Consider the following 20406-nt stretch of genomic DNA (forward strand, 5'->3'; position numbering starts at 1 on the left):
CTTTTTTTATTCTATTCGGTGCGATTCTGCCAGTTTATAGCAGAAAAACAATCAGGAAAAACTACAAATATCACTGAAGCCATTGTGTTTTAATGGTATAACTATGGCTGCATACACATGACGATAATGATAAGGGAGATTCGAGGTTATGACTCGCCGGGTTGCTACAATTACATTAAATCCTGCCTATGATCTTGTTGGGCTATGTCCATCAATCGAAGTCGGTGAAGTCAACTTAGTGAAGACGGCTAGCCTCAATGCAGGAGGCAAAGGCGTTAATGTCGCGAAAGTTCTACGAGATCTTGGTATTGATATCACAGTTAGCGGCTTCATGGGGAAAGATAACCAAGAAGAATTCCAACACTTCTTTAGTGATAATGGTATGGCAAACCGCTTTTATATGGTGTCAGGACGCACAAGGATCAACGTAAAGCTGACAGAAGATAATGGTGAATCGACAGATTTCAACTTTTCTGGCTTTGAAGTCAGTAAAGAAGATTGGAACCGTTTCTCAACGGAGTCACTCAATTGGTTAGGCCATTTTGATATGGTGGTGGTGAGTGGTAGCCTACCAAATGGGATTGATCCCGAAGAATTCACTCGTTGGATGAGCCGCTTGCGTCAATTATGTCCATGTATCATTTTCGACAGTAGCCGTGAAGCATTAAAAGCAGGGTTAAAAGCCTCGCCTTGGTTAGTAAAACCCAATCGCCATGAATTAGAAATGTGGGTGGGTCGCAAGTTACCTGAATTGAAAGATGTCATTGCGGCAGCACATGAATTACGCGATAAAGGCATTTCTCATGTAGTTATCTCGCTTGGTGAAGAAGGGGCATTATGGGTGAATGCTTCAGGCTCTTGGTTAGCTAAACCGCCTCGTTGTGAAGTGATCAGCACGGTGGGGGCTGGTGATTCAATGGTTGCAGGCCTCGCTTATGGCTTACTGAATGGTGAATCTAGCGCACACACATTGCGTATGGCCACGGCTATTTCAGCGTTATCCGTATCACAGCCTGATGTTGGCTTAAAAAATCGTAATAAGCTTGCCGATATGATGGCAAAAATTGAGATGGAATCACTGTAAAACGATAAAGGCGGCGGAGGTTAACTCGCCGCCTTTATGCTTTATAGATAGTGACTGGTTATTTTTGCTGTGATTTTAGCCAAGCAATTTCTTGAGGCCAAATATCTGGATTAATGGTTTCAAGGATCAGAGGGATACCATCGAAACGAGGGTCTTTCATTATGTAACTAAAAGGTGTGTAGCCTATATTACCTTCCCCTAAGCTATGGTGACGGTCGACTCGGCTGGCAAACTCACTTTTGGCATCATTTAAGTGCATACCTTTGAGGTACTCAAAACCAACAATGTCAGAAAACTGTTTGAAAGTCTCTTCACAAGCCTCCTCTGTTCGCAAATCATAGCCTGCTGCAAAGGCGTGGCAAGTATCAATACAAACACCTACTCGGCTTTTATCATCCACATCTTCAATGATTTTTGCTAAATGTTCAAAACGATAGCCTAAGTTTGAACCTTGCCCCGCCGTATTTTCGATGACGGCAATGACGCCTTGAGTTTCATTTAGGGCGATATTGATAGATTCGGCAATACGAGCTAAGCAATCATCTATATCGATTTTTTTCAGGTGGCTGCCAGGGTGAAAATTGAGTAGGTCAATACCAAGCTGCTCACAGCGTTGCATTTCGTCAATAAATGCGATGCGTGATTTTTCTAACGCTTCTTGCTCTGGATGACCTAAATTAATTAAGTAACTGTCATGCGGTAAAATTTGGTGCTTACCATAACCGTATTTTGCACAGTTAGCCTTAAATTTTTCAATCACCTCCTCGCTAAGAGGTGGGGCTTTCCACTGGCGCTGATTTTTGGTAAACAGCGCGAATGCCGTAGCGTTAATTTCATGAGCGCGAATAACAGCTTGATCAACGCCTCCAGAAGCGCTGACGTGTGCTCCAACATATTTCATTCTTGACTCCTTCTTTTATGAAGAAGTATGCCATTAATAGGCGAATAAATGAAATCAACAAAAAGGTCGCATTAAATGCGACCAAATTAAAAAATGAACAAAGAGTTTATAGGATAGTTTGGATAATGGCATTGATGGCGAAACCACCAATGATTAGCCATACAAATAAGATAAGCGCCATCAATAATGGTTTGATCCCCGCCTGACGTATTGCACTAACATGAGTTGTTAAACCGAGGGCAACCATGGCCATCGCCAACAATACGGTATCTAACGTGATAATGTGTTTTACTATTTCTGCCGGTATCAAATTGAACGAGTTGAATGCAGCGACCAGAATAAAGATAACGGCAAACCAAGGGATCGTGATTTTGCTTTTTTGGGCTGTTTGTCCTTTAGCGATCGCAGAGCGGCGGCTCAAATAAGCAGATAAAATAATTAAGAAGGGTGCAAGCATCATCACTCGGATCATTTTGGTGATCACGGAAGCATTCTCTGCGTCAGGGCCGATAGTGTGACCGATAGCGACGACTTGAGCGACTTCATGCACTGTTGAGCCAATATAAATACCAAAGGTGTCTTGGGTCTGTGTGAACCAACCAAAATGTGCATTAAGTTGATAAAGCCATGGATACACAAAAATGGCGATAGTACCAAAAATCACCACCGTTGAAACGGCGACGGCAACTTTACTGGCAGAGGCTTTGACAACAGGCTCTGTCGCCATAACCGCTGCGGCTCCGCAAATACTGCTACCTGCACCGATTAAAAAAGTGGTTTCATCATCGAGTCCAAACACCTTTTTACCTAACCAAAAGGCCAACAAGAAAGTGGATGCGAGGGTAAGTGCATCAATGAGCAACCCTGTGGCACCAACATCAGTAATTTGTTGGAATGTTAGGCGAAAGCCATAAAGTATGATCCCCGCACGTAAAAAATAGTGTTTGGCAAATTTGATCCCCTCATCGCAACGATGACTAATAGCAGGGTAGATTGTATTCCCGACGATGATGCCTAATAAAATTGCCAATGTCAGGGCGCCTAAACCGACATCAATAAACCATTGCTGCTCTCCAAGATATATCGAAATTGCGGTTAAAACTCCCGCTAAAATAATACCTGAAATTAGTTTTAGAGCTGGGGGCTGTGCGCTCTGTACTAACGTTTTTGTATTGCTTTTATCCATAACCTTACCTTTAGTTACGACTAATACCCTTCATAAAGCGGTTTATTCAGGGTATAGATAATTTTGGAATAAGCATATAACAAAAACTATAATAATTTAAATTGATTGTTTATATATAATCTATCTGAATTTCTGGTTATAAGTTTCTTCTGGTAAGTTGGTAATAAATCGTTAATATTAACAATATTATTACAAACTCTAGTGAACAATGTTGGGGCTACCTGTATGCGAATAACACTTAGGCAACTCGAGGTATTTACGGAAGTACTAAAAAGTGGCTCCACGACGCAAGCATCCCAATTACTCGCTTTATCGCAATCTGCTGTAAGTGCGTCGTTGACCGACCTTGAAGGGCAACTTGGAGTACAACTGTTTGACCGAGTAGGCAAACGGCTTGTGACTAATGAGCATGGTCGGCTGCTCTATCCCAAGGCATTGGCGTTGCTTGAACAAGCGTTGGAAGTAGAACAATTATTCAAAAAAGAGATGGGGGCGGTGCGTCTCGCTGCCAGTACCACAATTGGTAATTACATGCTGCCATCACTGCTGGCGGAGTATCGTCGTGACCACCCGACGATCCCATTAGAGTTAAATATCAGTAATACAGAGGAAGTTATTAAAGCGGTGATGGAATTTCGCGCTGATGTGGGTCTTATTGAAGGCGTGTGCCATAGCCCCGAGTTAATTACCGAACCATGGCTAAAAGATGAATTGGTGATATTTGCGGCTCCTAGTAATCCATTGGCGGGAAGAGCACTCACCTTAAAAGAGTTACGTGATGCGCCTTGGGTGCTGCGTGAAAGAGGCTCAGGTACACGAGATGTGCTCGATCAGCTGTTATTTGCTCATTTACCGGGTTTTCATATTTTTATGGAGCTTGGTAATTCGGAGGCTATTAAGCATGCAGTTCGCTTTGGTATGGGGATCAGTTGCTTATCAAGACGCGTTATTGAGGAGCAATTGACGAACGGGTCGTTAGTAGAGCTAGAGGTTGAAGGGCTACAGTTACAGCGAACACTGTATTTGATTTATCACCGCCAAAAACATTTATCTAATGCAATTAAAAACTTATTAGATTATTGCAAGTAATGTGTTGCTGATTTAACAAAGTTTATGGTTCGTATAAACCCAAATGGTCAACAAGGTTGTTATTTGAACTATGATGCATAGGATATAAGTGTTTTACTAATAATTCCGTTGGGATTATGAAGGTATCTTATAACTGCCAAGAGTTACTTAGTTCTGACAGGATGTTTTGCTAGAATTCCTTCAATATTGATTAAATAAAGAAAAACAGGGAACAGATGTCAGAACAACAAACCACTACGGTACAAGGTAGCGGACAAAGCAAATTACGTCGTGAGTTGAAAGCTCGCCATCTTGCAATGATTGCCATTGGCGGCTCCATTGGCACCGGCCTCTTTGTTGCATCCGGTGCAACCGTTGCACAAGCAGGTCCCGGCGGGGCGCTTCTTTCTTATGCAATTATCGGCTTAATGGTCTATTTTTTGATGACCAGCTTAGGTGAACTTGCGGCTTATATGCCAGTGTCAGGTTCTTTCGCGACCTATGGCGCTAAATATGTTGATGAAGGTTTTGGTTTCGCATTAGGCTGGAACTATTGGTATAACTGGGCTGTAACTATTGCTGTCGACTTGGTTGCCGCGCAGCTGGTCATGACTTACTGGTTCCCTGATACGCCGGGTTGGATTTGGAGCGCAATATTTTTAGCCGTCATTTTCTTACTGAACTATATTTCTGTTAAAGGGTTTGGTGAGGCAGAATATTGGTTCTCACTCATTAAAGTGACAACCGTTGTTATTTTCATCGTTGTCGGCGTATTGATGATTTTTGGTATCATGAGTGGTGCTGAAAATGCGGGATGGCATAACTGGACCATCGGGGATGCACCATTTGCTGGTGGTTTCTCTGCCATGATTGGTGTGGCGATGATTGTCGGCTTCTCTTTCCAAGGAACCGAACTGATTGGTATCGCCGCGGGTGAATCTCAAGACCCTGCGAAGAATATCCCTAAAGCAGTACGTAAAGTATTTTGGCGTATCCTTTTGTTCTATATCTTTGCAATCTTGATCATTAGTTTGATTATTCCATATACAGATCCTAATCTACTGCGCAATGATGTTAAAGATATTAGTGTTAGCCCATTTACCTTAGTATTTGAAAATGCTGGGTTGCTATCGGCAGCAGCAGTAATGAATGCGGTTATTTTAACGGCGGTACTATCGGCAGGTAACTCAGGGATGTACGCCTCAACACGTATGCTGTATACCTTAGCCCGTGAAGGTAAAGCACCACGCATTTTTGCTCGCCTCTCAAAAGGTGGGGTACCGCGTTATGCGCTATTTGCCACTACGGTAATTGCTGCTCTGTGCTTCCTAAGTTCAATGTTTGGTAACCAAACTGTCTACTTATGGCTACTGAATACTTCAGGTATGACAGGGTTTATTGCTTGGTTGGGGATTGCAATTAGCCATTATCGTTTCCGTAAAGGTTATATTGCGCAAGGTAAGGATATTAATGACTTACCTTATCGTTCGGGCTTCTTCCCAATTGGTCCTATCTTTGCTTTTGTTCTCTGTTTAGTGATTACATTAGGGCAAAACTATCAAGCGTTTTTAGAAGATAAAATTGATTGGGTAGGGGTTACAGCCACTTATATTGGTATTCCATTATTTTTAGCAATTTGGTTTGGCTATAAAATAGCCAAAAAAACGTCAATTATTCGTTATAAAGACATGGAATTCCCAAGCTACCGTGAAAATCTGAATAAATAATTGCTTAAATTATTTACACATATTCAATAACAGTAAGTTATAAATAAAAATGCCAATCAACAATGAACTGGGGTCAGTTCGAACGTTGATTGGCATTTTTTATAATGGGAAAAACCGAATAATCGGGTCGTTTCCTCATGATATGCTTTGCATGCTGAGTCTGGCGTTATCTTCTTTTTTAAAGACGAAATAGCCAATTTATCAATTGATTAACAAAAATTTTCGTCCACGATCACAATTCAATACATAGATGGAATTAAATCAGCAATCGTATTGATAAGTATTCTTATTTGCTTTATTGTTATGGGCACCAAAATAAAGGGGATAAGAGGTTTGATGTGAAGTTGATGGCAAAGTCGTTAGCAAAAGGGATAGGTTTAGCATTATTTGCAGGCTCTGTGATGAGTATCAGTATTAGTTCATTGGCTGCAACAGTCACTGATGTTGCTGGTAGAACGGTTGAAGTACCTGATAATGTTAATCGTATCTTACTTGGTGAAGGCCGTTTGTTGAGTGCAATTGCTTTACTTGAAGGCGATAAACCGCTTGATAGAATTGTTGGCTGGCAAGGCGACTTACGTAAACTTGATCCACAAACTTACGCGGCTTATAAAGCTAAGTTCCCTCAAATTGATAATATTCCATTAATTGGTAATACCAGCGCTGATAGTGTCAGTGCCGAAAAAGTATTAACACTGAATCCAGACATTGCGATTTTTGGCCTCTCTGGTCATGGCCCCGGTAAAAATAGTGAGTTAGTAGGGCAGTTAGAAAAGGCGGGTGTGCCTGTTGTGTTTGTTGATTTTAGAGACAATCCACTGCAAAACACGCTACCGAGTATCCGTATGCTTGGGAAAGCATTAAATCGCGAACAGACTGCAGAAAAATATGCTGATTTTTACGAAAAAAATCAAAAATTAGTGACTGATATCACCAGTAAAATCCCTGAAGATAAAAAGCCTACCGTGTTTATTGATTTACGTGCTGGTGCATTTGAAGATTGTTGTGGAACCGCAGGCAACGGGAACATGGGGAATTTTATCGACCTAGCGGGTGGGAAAAATATCGCCAAAGATGTGCTACCCGGTGCCTTGGGTAATATGAACCTAGAAAAGGTTATCGCTGTTGACCCACAAATTTATATCGCAACAGGTGCTAAAGCTCCCGGCAGTAAAGATGTCGGAGTGCAATTAGGGGCACAAGGCACTGTTGAAGATGCAAAAAGTAGCTTGAAAAAAATTACTGAACGCAAAGGAATTAGCTCTTTGTCAGCGGTGAAAGATGGCAAAGACTATGCAATTTGGCATAACTATTACAATTCTCCCTACAACGTATTAGCGACTCAAGTATTTGCTAAATGGTTCTATCCGGAGCAGTTTGCTGATCTGGATCCGCAAAAAACCTTGAATGAATTACATAGCCAATTTCTTGCAGTTGAGCCAACCGGCATCTATTGGGTAAGTGAGAAGTAAATTTTGTAGGTAATAATAATGAGTCTTACTACCGAGTCTATATCAACTGTTAAGCCGTCAGTGAGAGAAAATGATAATGGTGTGAAGCAGCATTATCAAAAAATGTTACGTCGTAGGGTAGCATGGATTGCCGTGATCATCGCTGCAATCGTATTATCATTGGTTATTGATTTCACATTAGGCCCATCCGGCTTATCGCTGGAAAAATTATGGCAAACCATCGTATCCCCTGAATCTGTAGAAGCGGGAACTCGTGTGATTGTTTGGGATATCCGTTTGCCTTATGCCCTTATGGCCGTTGTGATTGGCATGTCACTTGGCCTTGCTGGGGCCGAGATGCAAACTATCTTGAATAACCCGTTGGCAAGTCCATTTACCCTCGGTGTTTCCAATGCCGCTGCTTTCGGTGCGGCATTAGCGATTGTTTCCGGTATTGCTATTCCTGGTGTGCCTGATCAGTGGGTAATTTCAGCGAATGCCTTTATTTTTGCACTATTGGCTGCACTGATGTTAGATGCGGTGACCCGTTGGACGCGCGTTGCAACATCGGGTGTCGTATTGTTTGGGATCGCATTGGTATTTACCTTTAATGCTTTAGTTTCAATGATGCAATTTATTGCCACAGAGGACACTCTGCAAGGTCTAGTATTCTGGACAATGGGGAGCCTTTCAAAAGCAACATGGGTAAAACTCGGTGTGATGACACTCGTCTTTGCTCTAATTTTCCCATTGGCGATGATGAGTTCATGGAAACTGACCGCACTGAGGTTGGGCGAAGACCGAGCGATTAGTTTTGGTATTGATGTCCGTCGGTTACGTTTAACCACATTGTTGCGTATCAGTATCTTATCAGCGTTGGCAGTCGCATTTGTGGGGCCTATCGCCTTTATCGGTCTGGTTGCTCCTCATATCGCGCGCTTGATGTTTGGTGAAGATCACCGCTTTTATTTGCCAGCAAGCGCATTAATTGGTGCCTTAGTCTTATCCATGGCATCTATTGCATCTAAAAATATTATACCGGGTGTCATTATTCCTGTTGGTATTGTGACCTCACTCGTTGGTGTACCGTTCTTCTTAAGTATTATTTTACGTCATAGAGGTAGTGTGTCATGACAGATGGCCTGATTATTAATCGCTTTAATGCAGGTTATCCTAAAAACCCTGTGATTGAAGGGCTGACAACAGAAGCTTTACCAAGAGGTCAGATCACTGTGTTATTAGGGCCAAATGGAAGCGGCAAATCGACTCTGCTGCGCTCTTTGGCTGGTTTAAATAAAGCTACAGGGCAATTGCTGTTAGATGGAATGGATTTAACACAGCAAAACTTTGCTCAGCGTGCGCAAAATGTTGTCTATTTACCTCAAAGCTTACCAGCAGGTGTTCATCTTTATGTCTTGGAATCAGTGATCGTTGCTCAAAGAGCATCGGGTGGTCTGAGTAATGAAAATAGTAAAGATGAAGTGATGCATTTATTGCGTCAATTAGGTATTGAACATTTAGCATTAAGTTATTTAGACCAATTATCAGGTGGTCAAAAGCAATTGGTTGGTTTGGCACAATCATTAATTCGTCAACCAAACTTATTGTTATTAGATGAGCCATTAAGTGCATTAGATTTAAATTACCAATATCACGTTATGGATTTAGTGGCGAAAGAAACAAAGCGTCGCAATATTATTACGGTGGTTGTGGTTCATGATATCAATATTGCGTTAAGACATGCTGAACATGTTTTAATGCTAAAAAAAGGCAAACTGATTGCTCAAGGTGAACCAGAGGCCGTGATTACGCCAGATAGCTTGGCTGATGTGTACGGTGTTAGGGGGCGAATAGAGCGCTGTTCTCAAGGGGTACCACAAGTTTTAATTGATGGCTTAGTGGATAAGTTAGCGAGCTAGTTTTGATATAAATTAATAGTGTCAATGAAGTTTAGATTGGCACTATTAATTGAATAAAAGAATAAAGGTTATATTTTTCTAGCGATAATTAGTTATAGAAAATTTCAATATATACAAATAGTATTTACCATAAATTTTCTATGGGTAATTTTTATTATCTAATAACCAAAAAAATAATAATAGTAATGATAGGGTTATAGACCCGAATATTGAGCTTATGTCATATCAAAATTCAAATCAAAATTATCTCTTGGAGAGTTGGGAATGGTAGTTTTCAATAAAAGAAAAATTGCAATAAGCGTTATTGCGGCAATCACAGCAGCCCCTGTATTTGCGGATGATAGTAAAGACACGATTATGGTTACCACCGCATCTGGCTTCCAACAAAAAATTGAAGATGCGCCGGCGTCTATTTCTGTGGTAACGCGTGAGCAACTAGAAAATAAAGCTTACCGTGATGTCACCGATGCATTGAAAGACGTTCCGGGCGTTCTAGTCACCGGCGGCGGTAGTAGTTCAGATATCAGTATTCGTGGTATGGATGCAAAATACACGATGATCTTGATTGATGGTAAGCGTGTTGATACGCGCAGTACGCGCCCAAATAGTGACGGTTCAGGTATCGAACAGGGATGGCTGCCACCACTACCTGCAATAGAACGTATTGAAGTTGTTCGTGGGCCTATGTCTTCCCTCTATGGTTCTGATGCTATGGGTGGGGTAATTAACATTATTACTCGCCGTGTGCAGCAAGAGTGGACGACAAGTTTACGTGCTGATACGACAATTACTGAGCGTAGAAATTCAGGAAACACTGGACAAGGCAGTTTCTATACTTCTGGTCCACTGATTGATGGCTTGTTAGGCGTGAAGCTTAGCGGTCAATATTCACACCGTGGTGAAGATAAAATCGTTGATGGTTTCGGTCGTCAAATCGTTGCAAGTGGTGGTGGAACACTGTCATTAACACCAGATGAAAAGAACACCTTTGATTTGGATTTCAAAAAAGATAGCCAGCATAGGGACTATCGTGAAGGCTATACGTATAAAGAAGGTGATAGTAGCAGCTTTAGTAAATATGAGATGACGCATACTGCATTAACTCATACAGGGGTTTATGACCTAGCTAACACTGATACTTATATTCAATACGATGAAACTAAGAACCCAACTCGTAAGATGAAATTTGATGATCTCATCATACGTAATCAAAGTGTCTTCTTAATTGGTGACCACAGTTTAAGTTTAGGTGGCCAATATCGTAAGGAAAAATTAGAAGCAGGTGATAATAAATTTGCACTAAACAAACTTGACCGTTATAGCTGGGCGCTGTTTGCGGAAGATGAATGGTTAATGACCAATGATTTCGCTTTAACCGGCGGTATCCGTATGGATAAAGACGAAAACTATGGTACTCACTGGACACCTCGTCTTTATGGTGTTTGGCATGCTGACGACCAATGGACCATCAAAGGTGGTGTGTCTACAGGTTATAAAGCACCTGACTTACGTCAATCTTCAGCAGACTGGGGGCAATCAACGGGTGGGCGCGCAGGTAACGCAGTGATTTACGGTAACCCGAATTTGAAACCGGAGAAAAGTGTTACAGAAGAAATTGGTGTAATTTGGAATAACCAAGACAATATTACCGCAGGGATCACGATCTATAATACCGATTTCAAAGATAAAATTACAGAAGTTAGACGCTGTGATAATAGCAATGCAAATATCAGAGACTGTACATTAGATGATGGTATTGGTGATAATGGTAAGCCATACCGTTTTGTTAGTGACCGTGAAAACGTTGATAAAGCAAGAATGCGTGGTGTTGAGTTAACGTTTAACTGGGGCATTCTGGATAATTTAGCGTTTTCGGCGAACTATACTTACACCGACACTGAACAAAGAAGTGGTGTCAATAAAGGTAAGCCGCTAAACAAGCAGCCAAAACATATGGGTAATACGACATTGACATGGGATACAACTGAAGAGTTGCAAACATGGGCACGCATGAACTTCCGCGGTAAAACGTCTGATTACCAAGGCCGTGGTGAGACAATGAATAATGGTACGGCGTCATATGCATTGTTTGATTTAGGGGCAAGCTACCAGTTGAACAAGAATGCAAATATTGTCGGTGGTGTCTATAACGTGCTAGATCGCCGCATTGACTCAACAAACTATGGTGCTGAATTAGAAGGTCGTCGATACAATATAGGTATCAACTATAACTTCTAATGAGTTTGATAACTGACTGAATTAAGGCCCTCTTATTGAGTTAAGAGGGCCTTGTTTTTTGGCGTGCGAAAAAGAGTAAAAAATGTCTTTTAATAGCAAAAATTTATAGAAGAAAACAAGTTATTAGCTACCAGCGCAAAATCGGCAAATTTATCAAAAATTCTCATCAAATATTGTCTGTTTTTTTAACAATACCTATTGCTATTTGATAACTTGAAGTGCAAAATGCGCGAACTAAAAAAATGACTGATACCTCAATTTCCGGTATCGGTTTTTTTTTGCTTTTTAAGTTCGTTTAATTTTATGGGGCCGGATAATAGGCCGGATAGATAAATTATATTTTTACGTGTAGCAAACATTTTATGCTACCGATTTGAGGAATGCTTGCATGGCTTACTTTTTCGCATTCGCAGCAGGGCCTGGTGGCCGTGGCTGCCGCATCGATGATTACGGAGCAATCGGCTGCTTCGCAACTTCACCATTTAACCTTTCATCTTTCTTCTCTGCCTATAGGCAGATGCAAAGTCTTCCCAGTAACTGTCGATTAAGTAGGTCAAATAGTACTCAATCGAAAGTTATGGGAGGGCTTTATCATGCCAAATAATTCAGTACCATTATCCATCGGTAGCAACCAAACTGGTGCAAACAACCGCGTAGAGCTGGCAAAAACGCTCACCCTGTTACAAGTGGTGATGATTGGTCTTGCTTATATTCAGCCAATGACGATTTTCGATACTTTTGGTATGGTATCGGATAAAACCGGTGGTCACGTCCCGACTTCCTATATTATTGCACTTGCTGCGATACTATTTACTGCTCTGAGCTACGGCAAATTGGTAAAACGTTTTCCATCTGCTGGCTCGGCGTATACCTACGCTCAAAAATCAATGAGCCCACATATTGGCTTCCTTGTAGGATGGACCTCGCTGCTGTCTTACATCTTTATGCCAATGATCAACATATTATTAGCGAAGATTTATTTACAAGATATCTTCCCAACGGTTGAGCCTGCTATTTTTGTTGTGGGGCTAGTTATTCTGATGACTGCCGCTAACTTACGCGGTATCAACGTCATCGCTAATCTAAGTACCGTGATTGCCATTATTCAAATAGGGGTCATGGTTGTATTTACCTTGATTGTGATTCATGGTGTATCGAACGGCGAAGGAACGGGTGAAGTTTGGACCTTCCGACCATTTGCTGATGAGCACACGGAATTGATCCCTCTGATAGCCGGAGCGACAATACTCTGCTTTTCATTCTTAGGTTTTGATGGGTTAAGCTCTCTGTCAGAAGAGACACCAAATGCAGGTAAAGTGATCCCGCGTGCTATTTTCCTGACAGCACTTATCGGTGGGATTATTTTCATTACCGTGTCATTCTTCTTACAACAATTTTTCCCAGATGTTTCGCGCTTTAAAAACATCAATGAAACACAACCTGACATTATGAGATTTGTTGCTGGGGCATTCTTCCAGTCCATTATTTTGGTTTTCTCATGTGTTACCGTATTAGCTTCAGGTATGGCTGCACATGCAGGTAGTGCTCGCTTGATGTATGTGATGGGGCGTGATGGGGTGTTCCCAGAAAAAATCTTTGGCCACGTAAGTCCAAGATGGCGTACTCCGTCTTATAACGTATTAATGGTCGGTGTGTTAGCACTTGGCGCTATTTGGTTTGAGATGGACTTTGCAACAGCATTAATTAACTTTGGTGCACTGATTGCGTTTACGTTCGTTAACATTTCAGTTATCAGCCAGTTCTTCATTCGTGAACGCCGTATACATGGGATTAAGAATATCCTTAACTATTTGATTTTGCCTGTCATTGGTACGCTGACCGTTTGTGTACTATGGTTAAATATCGAAGAGGATTCAATGGTATATGGCTTAATTTGGACGGCTGTCGGTCTGGTCTATATGGCGATATTGACGCGTATGTTCCGTCGTCCAATGCCTCAAATGAGCGATTATTAATTTAGTCGATTGAATAAAAACAGCACCTCAGAGTGCTGTTTTTTTTGCCTATTATTCAGGCTGTTAGTCTATTATTTGTTTTAACCTTCCAATCAGCTAATTGTGACACTGCACCGATATCTCAATCTAAAACGCTTTATAATGTGATATGGTTGTTAAATGATTATGACATTACAATTAATTGAACAGTTTATTGATAATTACCCTGACAGGAAGGCGCAGAAATGAATGCAGTAAACAGCCCTGAAAATCAACGATTATTACTGACACTCACCAATATTGTTGGTAAAAAAAATATCCTGACTAAGCCTCATAAAACCGAACGTTACCGCAAAGGGTTTCGCTCAGGTATTGGTAATGCTATAGCGGTCGTCTTCCCTACCACGTTGTTAGAGCAATGGTATGTTTTTAAAGCCTGTGTCGAGGCGGATAAAATAGTGATTATGCAAGCCGCGAACACAGGGCTGACAGAAGGTTCGACGCCAAGCGGTTATGATTATGATCGTGATATCGTTATTATTAGCACATTAAAATTAAATCAAATTCAAGTATTACCTGAATTTAATCAAGTTGTTGCTATGCCAGGCAGTACGCTGTATGACCTCGAGAAATTACTAAAACCATTAGGTCGTGAACCGCATTCCCTCATTGGCTCCTCTTGCATCGGGGCGTCAGTGGTTGGCGGGATCTGTAATAGTTCAGGTGGCTCCCTAGTGCGCCGAGGCCCGGCTTATACGGAGCTAGCCTTATATGGGCGAGTAAATGAAGATGGAAAAGTGGAGTTAGTAAACCACCTAGGGATTAACTTAGGGGATACACCTGAAGAAATTTTAACGAACTTGCAAAATCGACGTTATCGAACAGAAGATGTTGAACACAGTGAAAAGCTGGCGTCAGACCATGAATATGCTCAGCGAGTTCGTGATGTGAATGCGGATACACCATCACGCTTTAACGCAGATGAGCGCCGCTTGTTTGAAGCATCTGGTTGTGCGGGTAAATTAGCCGTATTTGCTGTCCGCCTTGATACTTTCCCTGCCGATACCTCAACACAAGTGTTTTATATTGGCACAAACAATCCGGATGTTCTGGAAGACATTCGCCGTCATATTCTTAGTGAATTTAAAAACTTACCAGTAGCAGGTGAGTATATGCACCGCGGTTGTTTTGATATCGCTGAAGTATACGGAAAAGATACCTTTTTAATGATAGATAAATTTGGCACTGACAAAATGCCACTATTTTTTACTATCAAAGGCCGTATTGATGCCGTATTAAATAAAGTACCGTTGTTACCGTCAAACCTTGTTGACCGGACTATGCAGCTACTCAGTAAATTATGGCCTGCACATTTACCTCCACGCATGAAGCAATTTCGTGATAAGTATGAGCATCATCTGATGTTAAAAATGGCGGGTGAAGGTATTGATGAGGCGAAAGTTTGGCTGAAATCCTTCTTTGCAACGGCGGATGGGGGGTATTTTGAGTGTACACCAGAGGAAGGGGCAAAAGCATTTTTACACCGCTTTGCCGCAGCGGGATCGGCGGTTCGTTACCATGCGGTACACAATAAAGATGTTGAGGATGTATTGCCGCTGGATATCGCTTTGCGTCGAAATGATCGTGATTGGTTTGAAAAATTGCCGCCAGAAATTGAAAAATTGTTAGTTCATAAACTGTATTGTGGGCATTTTATGTGTCATGTGATGCACCAAGATTATGTATTGAAAAAAGGCGTCGATCCAAAAGAATTGAAAGAGAAAATGTTAGCGCTGTTAGATGAACGAGGTGCACAATACCCCGCAGAGCATAACGTAGGCCACTTATATAAAGCTCAGCCACAGCTAAAATCTTTCTATAAAAAAGCCGATCCGACTAACACCATGAACCCCGGTTTAGGCAAAACAACGAAACGTAAAAATTGGGAAGGGGATTGTGGTTGCCATCACGATCACTAATCAGTACAAACGTTGTTTTTGGGCAGGAAACCCTGCCCAACCCATATTAGCTGGCTAATTCAGCCGCGTAATTGACCAGTGCTTTGAGCTGCTTACAGCGTTCAACATCGTTTTGATGTTCAATCATTAACGACTCAATAGATTGCATATATTCCATTAAACGGCTTTCAGTAAAGTAGTCACGGCGGTGCTGCAACCAGCGTTGCTGCTCATCATAGGATAAGGTTGAGGGGTAATTACGTGCTTTATAACGGAAAAATAGCTCTTTCATACGTGGGTCTTCAAAAGTGAGGTCTAACGCAGGCAGGTTTTTTTCCGGTGTTTCTCTAATAATATCCATCGTCGAGCGGTCAGAGCTACTGAAAAAGCCACTGTAAATTTGAGCATCAACATCATTCGGCTCTTCAAATGGTTGCGCTTGGGCAAAAATTTCAATCACTTTATGACGAATATCGGGGTGCTTACGTAAGATTTCCAAATTGCGTAGGCAGAGATCGCGGTCAACCCCCGTGCGTTCAGCATCTTCTATACGCAATGTTTTCTCAGGCGCAAGAATAGGGCATTTATTAATGTGTACTAATTTAATCGGAACCGGTAATTCGCCATCTAATTCCGTTTTAGGGGTATATAAGCGCTCACGCAAAGTCTCAACGGGCAAATTAACCAGGGGTGAAATATCCGCCGCTAAATCACACATAATAACCGCATTACGGTTGTCTGGGTGCCATGCTAATGGTGCTACAAGGCTAATATAGGAGCGTAGAGCGCCAAACATGCCAGAAACATGCACCAACGGTGTCATATCGACAATGTCGATTAATTGGTTAACTTTATTTTTATTTCTTAGCTGGTAGAAGTAGTTGAACATTCTAGGTTGAGCGGCTTTGAGCAGCTTCGCCATATTTATGGTGGCGAGTACATCGGACATCGCATCATGAGCATTTTCATGGGCGATACCATTCGCTTTTGTTAGATGTTCAAGGCGCATACTAGGTAAGCCTTCATCATTTTCAGGCCAAATAATCCCTTCAGGGCGTAGCGCAAAACACGCTCTCACAGTATCTAATAAATCCCAACGCGAATTACCTTGCTGCCAGCTATAAGCGTAGGGGTCATAAAAATTACGATAAAAAATATTTCGAGTCACTTCATCATCAAAACGAATATTGTTGTAACCCATAATACAGGTATTCGGTTGGCTAAATTGCTGGTGGATCCGTTTAGCGAATTCAGCCTCATTGACCCCTTGGGCTAAGGCGAGCTGTGGTGTAATACCGGTGATCATCACCGCTTCTGGTTGGGGCAAATAGTCGTCTGTTGGTGCGCAATAAAAGACTTCTGGCTCATCAATAATATTAAAATCGAGATCGGTTCTAACACCTGCAAATTGTGCGGGGCGATCAAGTGCGGGGTGTTTACCAAAGGTTTCATAGTCATGAATAAAAAAGGTAGGCTGCTTTTTAGTCTCTTGCAACGTTATTCTCCGTAAGCCTTTGCTGCTATTTTTGTGATGATGAGGTTTTGTGATGGTTACTGATAAGGGGCAAATAATTTAGGCTAATAAACACAAAAATTGCTCCAGAGAATAGGCGGTAACTTCTCACAAATAGTAGCGACTATCATACCTGATAGATGTGAAAACCTGAACAGAGGCCCTTAAATGGTTGGTGTTGCAATTTAAATATGTAATAGGAACAAACTGCTATCTAATTGATATTTATATCAATCATTTGATATAAGATGCCATTTTTTCTTGAAAAAACAGGTAAATCAGCGTAAAAATTTGCCTAATAAAGGATGTTTTGATCTACTCTTTTAAATGCGACTAACAAAAAAGAGGATGTGAATATGAATACATATGATGAAAGAACACGTTTAATTTTATCTGAAATAGGTCATGTGACACTAGAGCTATTGGGTAATAGCGACGTGTCTAAACAAAGTATTATTGATAAGTTGAAAAAGGACGCAAAAGAAGAAAACAACCCAGCGCGAAAAAGCATTCTTGATGATGCAGTGACCTTTCTAAATAGCCAAGTTTAGATAATACGAGCCCTCGTTTGAGGGCTAGTGACAGCAACATTTATCATTTCATTACGTGACCTTTCTTTCGTTGATCAGAAGATCAACCCGCAAGTTGATATTGCTAAAACAACGGCTCCATACCGACACTGAAGAGTGATTTGCTTCATAAATCAGTAATGTTAACGTTAACAAATGTGCTTAACATCACAATTTGAGAGCGATTTACTGGTTTAGAAAAAATGTTAACCTTAACATTTTTGGCATTTAGGGGAATATGCAGGCGAATAACAATGAATAATGAATCGAGAAAGTACTACGTGTCATTGAGTGCGTTGCTGTTTTTTTTCTTTTTTACTTGGTCGTCAACATTTTCAATTGTTGCTATTTGGCTTAGAAAATATGTTGGTTTAGAAGGCACTGAAACGGGGATCATTTTTTCATGTATTTCCATAGTGGCGCTTTGCGCGCAACCTCTTTATGGCTTTTTACAGGATAAGCTAGGTCTACGAAAGAACTTATTACTGTTTATTGCGATACTCTTGATATCATCTGGCCCATTTTTTATGGTGTTTGGCTATTTATTGCAATGGAATGTGGTGGTAGGAAGCTTAATCGGTGGTCTTTTTATCGGTATGACTTTCCATGCCGGAATTGGGGTACTTGAGTCGTATACGGAACGCGTCAGTCGCTTGCGTGATTTTGAATATGGCAAAGCGAGGATGTGGGGCTCATTAGGTTGGGCGATTGCGACATTTTTTGCTGGTCGCAATATTAACGTTGACCCTAATTACAATTTTATCATGGCGACCCTCTCCGGTGCGATTTTTCTCGTTATTTTATTAAAACTAAAAACGGCAAAACCAAACGCATTTAATAGCCTAGAGCATGGAAAACCTTCTGGCATAACCCTTGATGACGCCTTGCAATTGTTCACACTTCCTCGTTTTTGGGCGCTGATTTTATTTGTGTTGGGCACATGCATATACAGTGTTTATGATCAGCAATTTATGGTCTATTTCGCACACCAATTCCAAGATGAGAAAACAGGTAATGAAATGTATGGTTATCTGAATTCATTGCAGGTTTTCTTAGAAGCAGGAGGTATGTTTTTAGCTCCATATATTGTTAACCGCATAGGAGCCAAAAAAGGGTTATTGTTTGCGAGTAGTGTGATGGCATTGCGGATTATTGGCTCAGGTTTAGTCGAAGGACCTGTCATGATCTCTATTATGAAATTACTTCATGCTGTAGAGCTGCCAATATTGCTGATTGCAATTTTTAAATATAACAGTCGCCATTTTGATAAGCGTTTATCATCGACACTGTACTTAGTGGGTTTTAGCTGTATTACCTCGATTGTGGGGAGTATTTTATCGCCGTTGGCGGGTTGGGGTTACGATAAAATCGGTTTTGCTGATACCTATCTGGTAATGGGGGGCTTTGTCGTGATCACCACAATTTTATCTGCTTTCTGTTTACGCAGCGATAAAATAGCGCTTGCCAAACAAACTTCCAGAGTTGCTCAGGAAATAGGCGTTAAGGACGAGGTACAAAAGGTGTAACTGAAACAATTCAGCTCGTGAGTGGAGTCGATTGAGCAAAAATGCCTTTTTATTTGTTTTTATATCAATGAATAGATGAAATAGGGTTGTAACACGGTGCTGTTAGAAGGTATTGTGTAACGAGTGAATGCGTTTTGTTTTTCTAACAGAGGGTTTTTAAACATGGACAACGCTAACAAACAATCTTTCCATAATGTTTTGGAATTTGTGCGTATGTATCGTCGTAAGAATAAAATTCGTCGTGAAATTACCGACAATGAAAAGAAAATTCGTGATAACCAAAAACGTGTTTTATTGCTTGATAACTTAAGCGACTATATTAAACCGGGTATGACCATCGAGGAAATTCAAGCAATTATCGCGAATATGCGTAGCGATTATGACGACCGTGTTGATGATTACATCATTAAAAATGCGGAACTGTCCAAAGAGCGCCGTGAGATCTCGAATAAATTAAAAGAGATGGGCGAACTCAATAAAAAAGACGTGAAATAATTGAAGACTAGAGCCGAGGTTAGCTCGGCTCAATGTCATCGCATCAACCCCAGTGTGGTTTTAAATCTGGGTCAATAACAGCGTAAACCTGCCTATAGCTACTTTTATCTTCAGCGAGCTTCGCTAATATTCTCGCGACATCCTCTCGACTAACGACACCATGGGCTTCCCCTGTTAATAAGGTTGCGTTACCCGTTGCCGCGCTATTCATTAAGCCCCCAGGTCTTAAAATGGTGTAATTTATTTCGCTAGTCTGTAAATAGGACTCTGCCATTGATTTTTGGCGTACAGATTGCCCAAAAAGGGCTTTTGCTCTTGGTGATAAGGTTGACCAACTGTCGCCACAACCAATTGAAGTGACAAATAATAAACGATGTATCTGATGCTGCTCTGCTTGGCGGATAATATGGTAATTACCAACAAAATCGGCTTGCCCGCCGCCAATAGTGGTGAATATGACGGTATCAGGTGTCATGTATGCAAAAATTGCCTCTAAAGAAGACGGGTCGGTGGCATCGCCAATAAAGGCTTGTATGCCTTCAGCCGTTAGCCGCTCAGCATCCGTTTGTTGACGCACTAAGGCTGTGACTTGGTGGCCTTGTTGAATGCCAATGTTGGCTAATGCGAGGCCTATTCCTTTTGTTGCACCAAAAATTACCCAATGAGCCATCATATTTTCCTTTCAATTAACAATCAGTAAATAGAAATAATGATGGTTTTAATTTTTATTATCAATAATAGGTTTTGATTTATTGCTCTGTCAAATAAGTGGGAGAGCTATTCAGTGCAGAGAGATAGATATAAAAAAGCCCTGCG

General features: G+C 41.2%; 16 protein-coding genes. 12 read left to right on the forward strand and 4 right to left on the reverse strand.

The genetic code is table 11. The features are described 5' to 3' along the window. The first annotated feature begins 148 nt into the window (after positions 1-148). On the forward strand, positions 149-1084 hold the full coding sequence (gene fruK, locus PR709_RS01140) for a 1-phosphofructokinase (RefSeq protein WP_004920877.1): 936 nt from the start codon (positions 149-151) through the stop codon (positions 1082-1084). A 58-nt stretch (positions 1085-1142) separates the two neighbouring features. Here fruK and nfo read toward each other — a convergent pair whose 3' ends face one another. Then, the gene (gene nfo / locus PR709_RS01145) at positions 1143-1985 is read right to left on the reverse strand and encodes a deoxyribonuclease IV (protein ID WP_004920874.1); all 843 of its coding nucleotides are present in this window, start codon (positions 1983-1985) and stop codon (positions 1143-1145) included. Positions 1986-2091: 106 nt separating this feature from the next. Then, entirely contained in the window at positions 2092-3171 is a 1080-nt protein-coding gene (locus PR709_RS01150; RefSeq protein WP_004920873.1) for a YeiH family protein, read from the reverse strand. A gap of 225 nt (positions 3172-3396) precedes the next feature. Here PR709_RS01150 and yieE point away from each other — a divergent pair, with 225 nt between their 5' ends. The 8 genes from yieE (at position 3397) to dld (ending at position 15508) form a co-directional block, all read left to right on the forward strand. Further along, positions 3397-4260, forward strand: a complete 864-nt coding sequence (yieE, locus tag PR709_RS01155) for a DNA-binding transcriptional regulator YeiE (RefSeq protein WP_004920871.1) — start codon at positions 3397-3399, stop codon at positions 4258-4260. A gap of 215 nt (positions 4261-4475) precedes the next feature. Then, positions 4476-5966: an amino acid permease gene (locus tag PR709_RS01160; protein ID WP_004920869.1), complete on the forward strand. Its 1491-nt coding sequence runs from the start codon at positions 4476-4478 to the stop codon at positions 5964-5966. 347 nt (positions 5967-6313) lie between these two features. Then, complete coding sequence (locus PR709_RS01165) at positions 6314-7438, forward strand: ABC transporter substrate-binding protein (protein ID WP_154598944.1); 1125 nt, start codon at positions 6314-6316, stop codon at positions 7436-7438. 18 nt (positions 7439-7456) lie between these two features. Further along, complete coding sequence (locus tag PR709_RS01170; protein WP_004920866.1) at positions 7457-8551, forward strand: FecCD family ABC transporter permease; 1095 nt, start codon at positions 7457-7459, stop codon at positions 8549-8551. After that, a complete protein-coding gene (locus tag PR709_RS01175; protein ID WP_004920863.1) occupies positions 8548-9336 on the forward strand; it encodes an ABC transporter ATP-binding protein in 789 nt (262 codons plus the stop codon). The genes PR709_RS01170 and PR709_RS01175 overlap by 4 nt, the downstream gene beginning before the upstream one ends. Before the next feature lie 264 nt (positions 9337-9600). Continuing rightward, positions 9601-11574, forward strand: a complete 1974-nt coding sequence (locus PR709_RS01180; protein ID WP_004920862.1) for a ligand-gated channel protein — start codon at positions 9601-9603, stop codon at positions 11572-11574. Positions 11575-12167: 593 nt separating this feature from the next. Then, complete coding sequence (locus PR709_RS01190; RefSeq protein ID WP_004920857.1) at positions 12168-13550, forward strand: APC family permease; 1383 nt, start codon at positions 12168-12170, stop codon at positions 13548-13550. A gap of 224 nt (positions 13551-13774) precedes the next feature. Next, positions 13775-15508 carry a D-lactate dehydrogenase gene (gene dld, locus PR709_RS01195; RefSeq protein WP_004920852.1) on the forward strand — a complete coding sequence of 578 codons (1734 nt, stop codon included), beginning with the start codon at positions 13775-13777 and terminating at the stop codon, positions 15506-15508. Positions 15509-15554: 46 nt separating this feature from the next. Here dld and sbcB read toward each other — a convergent pair whose 3' ends face one another. After that, positions 15555-16982: an exodeoxyribonuclease I gene (gene sbcB / locus PR709_RS01200; protein WP_004920849.1), complete on the reverse strand. Its 1428-nt coding sequence runs from the start codon at positions 16980-16982 to the stop codon at positions 15555-15557. 374 nt (positions 16983-17356) lie between these two features. Between sbcB and PR709_RS01205 the strand changes: the two genes are divergently transcribed. The 3 genes from PR709_RS01205 (at position 17357) to tmaR (ending at position 19590) form a co-directional block, all read left to right on the forward strand. Further along, positions 17357-17551 carry a hypothetical protein gene (locus PR709_RS01205; RefSeq protein ID WP_004920847.1) on the forward strand — a complete coding sequence of 65 codons (195 nt, stop codon included), beginning with the start codon at positions 17357-17359 and terminating at the stop codon, positions 17549-17551. 272 nt (positions 17552-17823) lie between these two features. Beyond that, positions 17824-19095: an MFS transporter gene (locus PR709_RS01210; RefSeq protein WP_004920844.1), complete on the forward strand. Its 1272-nt coding sequence runs from the start codon at positions 17824-17826 to the stop codon at positions 19093-19095. A 162-nt stretch (positions 19096-19257) separates the two neighbouring features. Continuing rightward, the gene (gene tmaR / locus PR709_RS01215; protein ID WP_004920843.1) at positions 19258-19590 is read left to right on the forward strand and encodes a PTS system regulator TmaR; all 333 of its coding nucleotides are present in this window, start codon (positions 19258-19260) and stop codon (positions 19588-19590) included. Between the two features lie 43 nt (positions 19591-19633). On the opposite strand, the gene PR709_RS01220 is transcribed toward tmaR, so the two are convergent. Continuing rightward, entirely contained in the window at positions 19634-20260 is a 627-nt protein-coding gene (locus tag PR709_RS01220; RefSeq protein WP_042116667.1) for an SDR family oxidoreductase, read from the reverse strand. Positions 20261-20406 lie beyond the last annotated feature (146 nt).

This window comes from Providencia sp. PROV267 (assembly GCF_028477825.1).
Taxonomy (GTDB): Bacteria; Pseudomonadota; Gammaproteobacteria; order Enterobacterales; family Enterobacteriaceae; genus Providencia; species Providencia stuartii.

Bases quoted from the DNA above. Each gene is read 5' to 3' on its own strand.
- fruK (WP_004920877.1), top strand. From the start codon at position 149: ATGACTCGCCGGGTTGCTACAATTACATTAAATCCTGCCTATGATCTT.
- nfo (WP_004920874.1), bottom strand. From the start codon at position 1,985: ATGAAATATGTTGGAGCACACGTCAGCGCTTCTGGAGGCGTTGATCAA.
- PR709_RS01150 (WP_004920873.1), bottom strand. From the start codon at position 3,171: ATGGATAAAAGCAATACAAAAACGTTAGTACAGAGCGCACAGCCCCCA.
- yieE (WP_004920871.1), top strand. From the start codon at position 3,397: ATGCGAATAACACTTAGGCAACTCGAGGTATTTACGGAAGTACTAAAA.
- PR709_RS01160 (WP_004920869.1), top strand. From the start codon at position 4,476: ATGTCAGAACAACAAACCACTACGGTACAAGGTAGCGGACAAAGCAAA.
- PR709_RS01165 (WP_154598944.1), top strand. From the start codon at position 6,314: ATGGCAAAGTCGTTAGCAAAAGGGATAGGTTTAGCATTATTTGCAGGC.
- PR709_RS01170 (WP_004920866.1), top strand. From the start codon at position 7,457: ATGAGTCTTACTACCGAGTCTATATCAACTGTTAAGCCGTCAGTGAGA.
- PR709_RS01175 (WP_004920863.1), top strand. From the start codon at position 8,548: ATGACAGATGGCCTGATTATTAATCGCTTTAATGCAGGTTATCCTAAA.
- PR709_RS01180 (WP_004920862.1), top strand. From the start codon at position 9,601: ATGGTAGTTTTCAATAAAAGAAAAATTGCAATAAGCGTTATTGCGGCA.
- PR709_RS01190 (WP_004920857.1), top strand. From the start codon at position 12,168: ATGCCAAATAATTCAGTACCATTATCCATCGGTAGCAACCAAACTGGT.
- dld (WP_004920852.1), top strand. From the start codon at position 13,775: ATGAATGCAGTAAACAGCCCTGAAAATCAACGATTATTACTGACACTC.
- PR709_RS01205 (WP_004920847.1), top strand. From the start codon at position 17,357: ATGAATACATATGATGAAAGAACACGTTTAATTTTATCTGAAATAGGT.
- PR709_RS01210 (WP_004920844.1), top strand. From the start codon at position 17,824: ATGAATAATGAATCGAGAAAGTACTACGTGTCATTGAGTGCGTTGCTG.
- tmaR (WP_004920843.1), top strand. From the start codon at position 19,258: ATGGACAACGCTAACAAACAATCTTTCCATAATGTTTTGGAATTTGTG.
- PR709_RS01220 (WP_042116667.1), bottom strand. From the start codon at position 20,260: ATGGCTCATTGGGTAATTTTTGGTGCAACAAAAGGAATAGGCCTCGCA.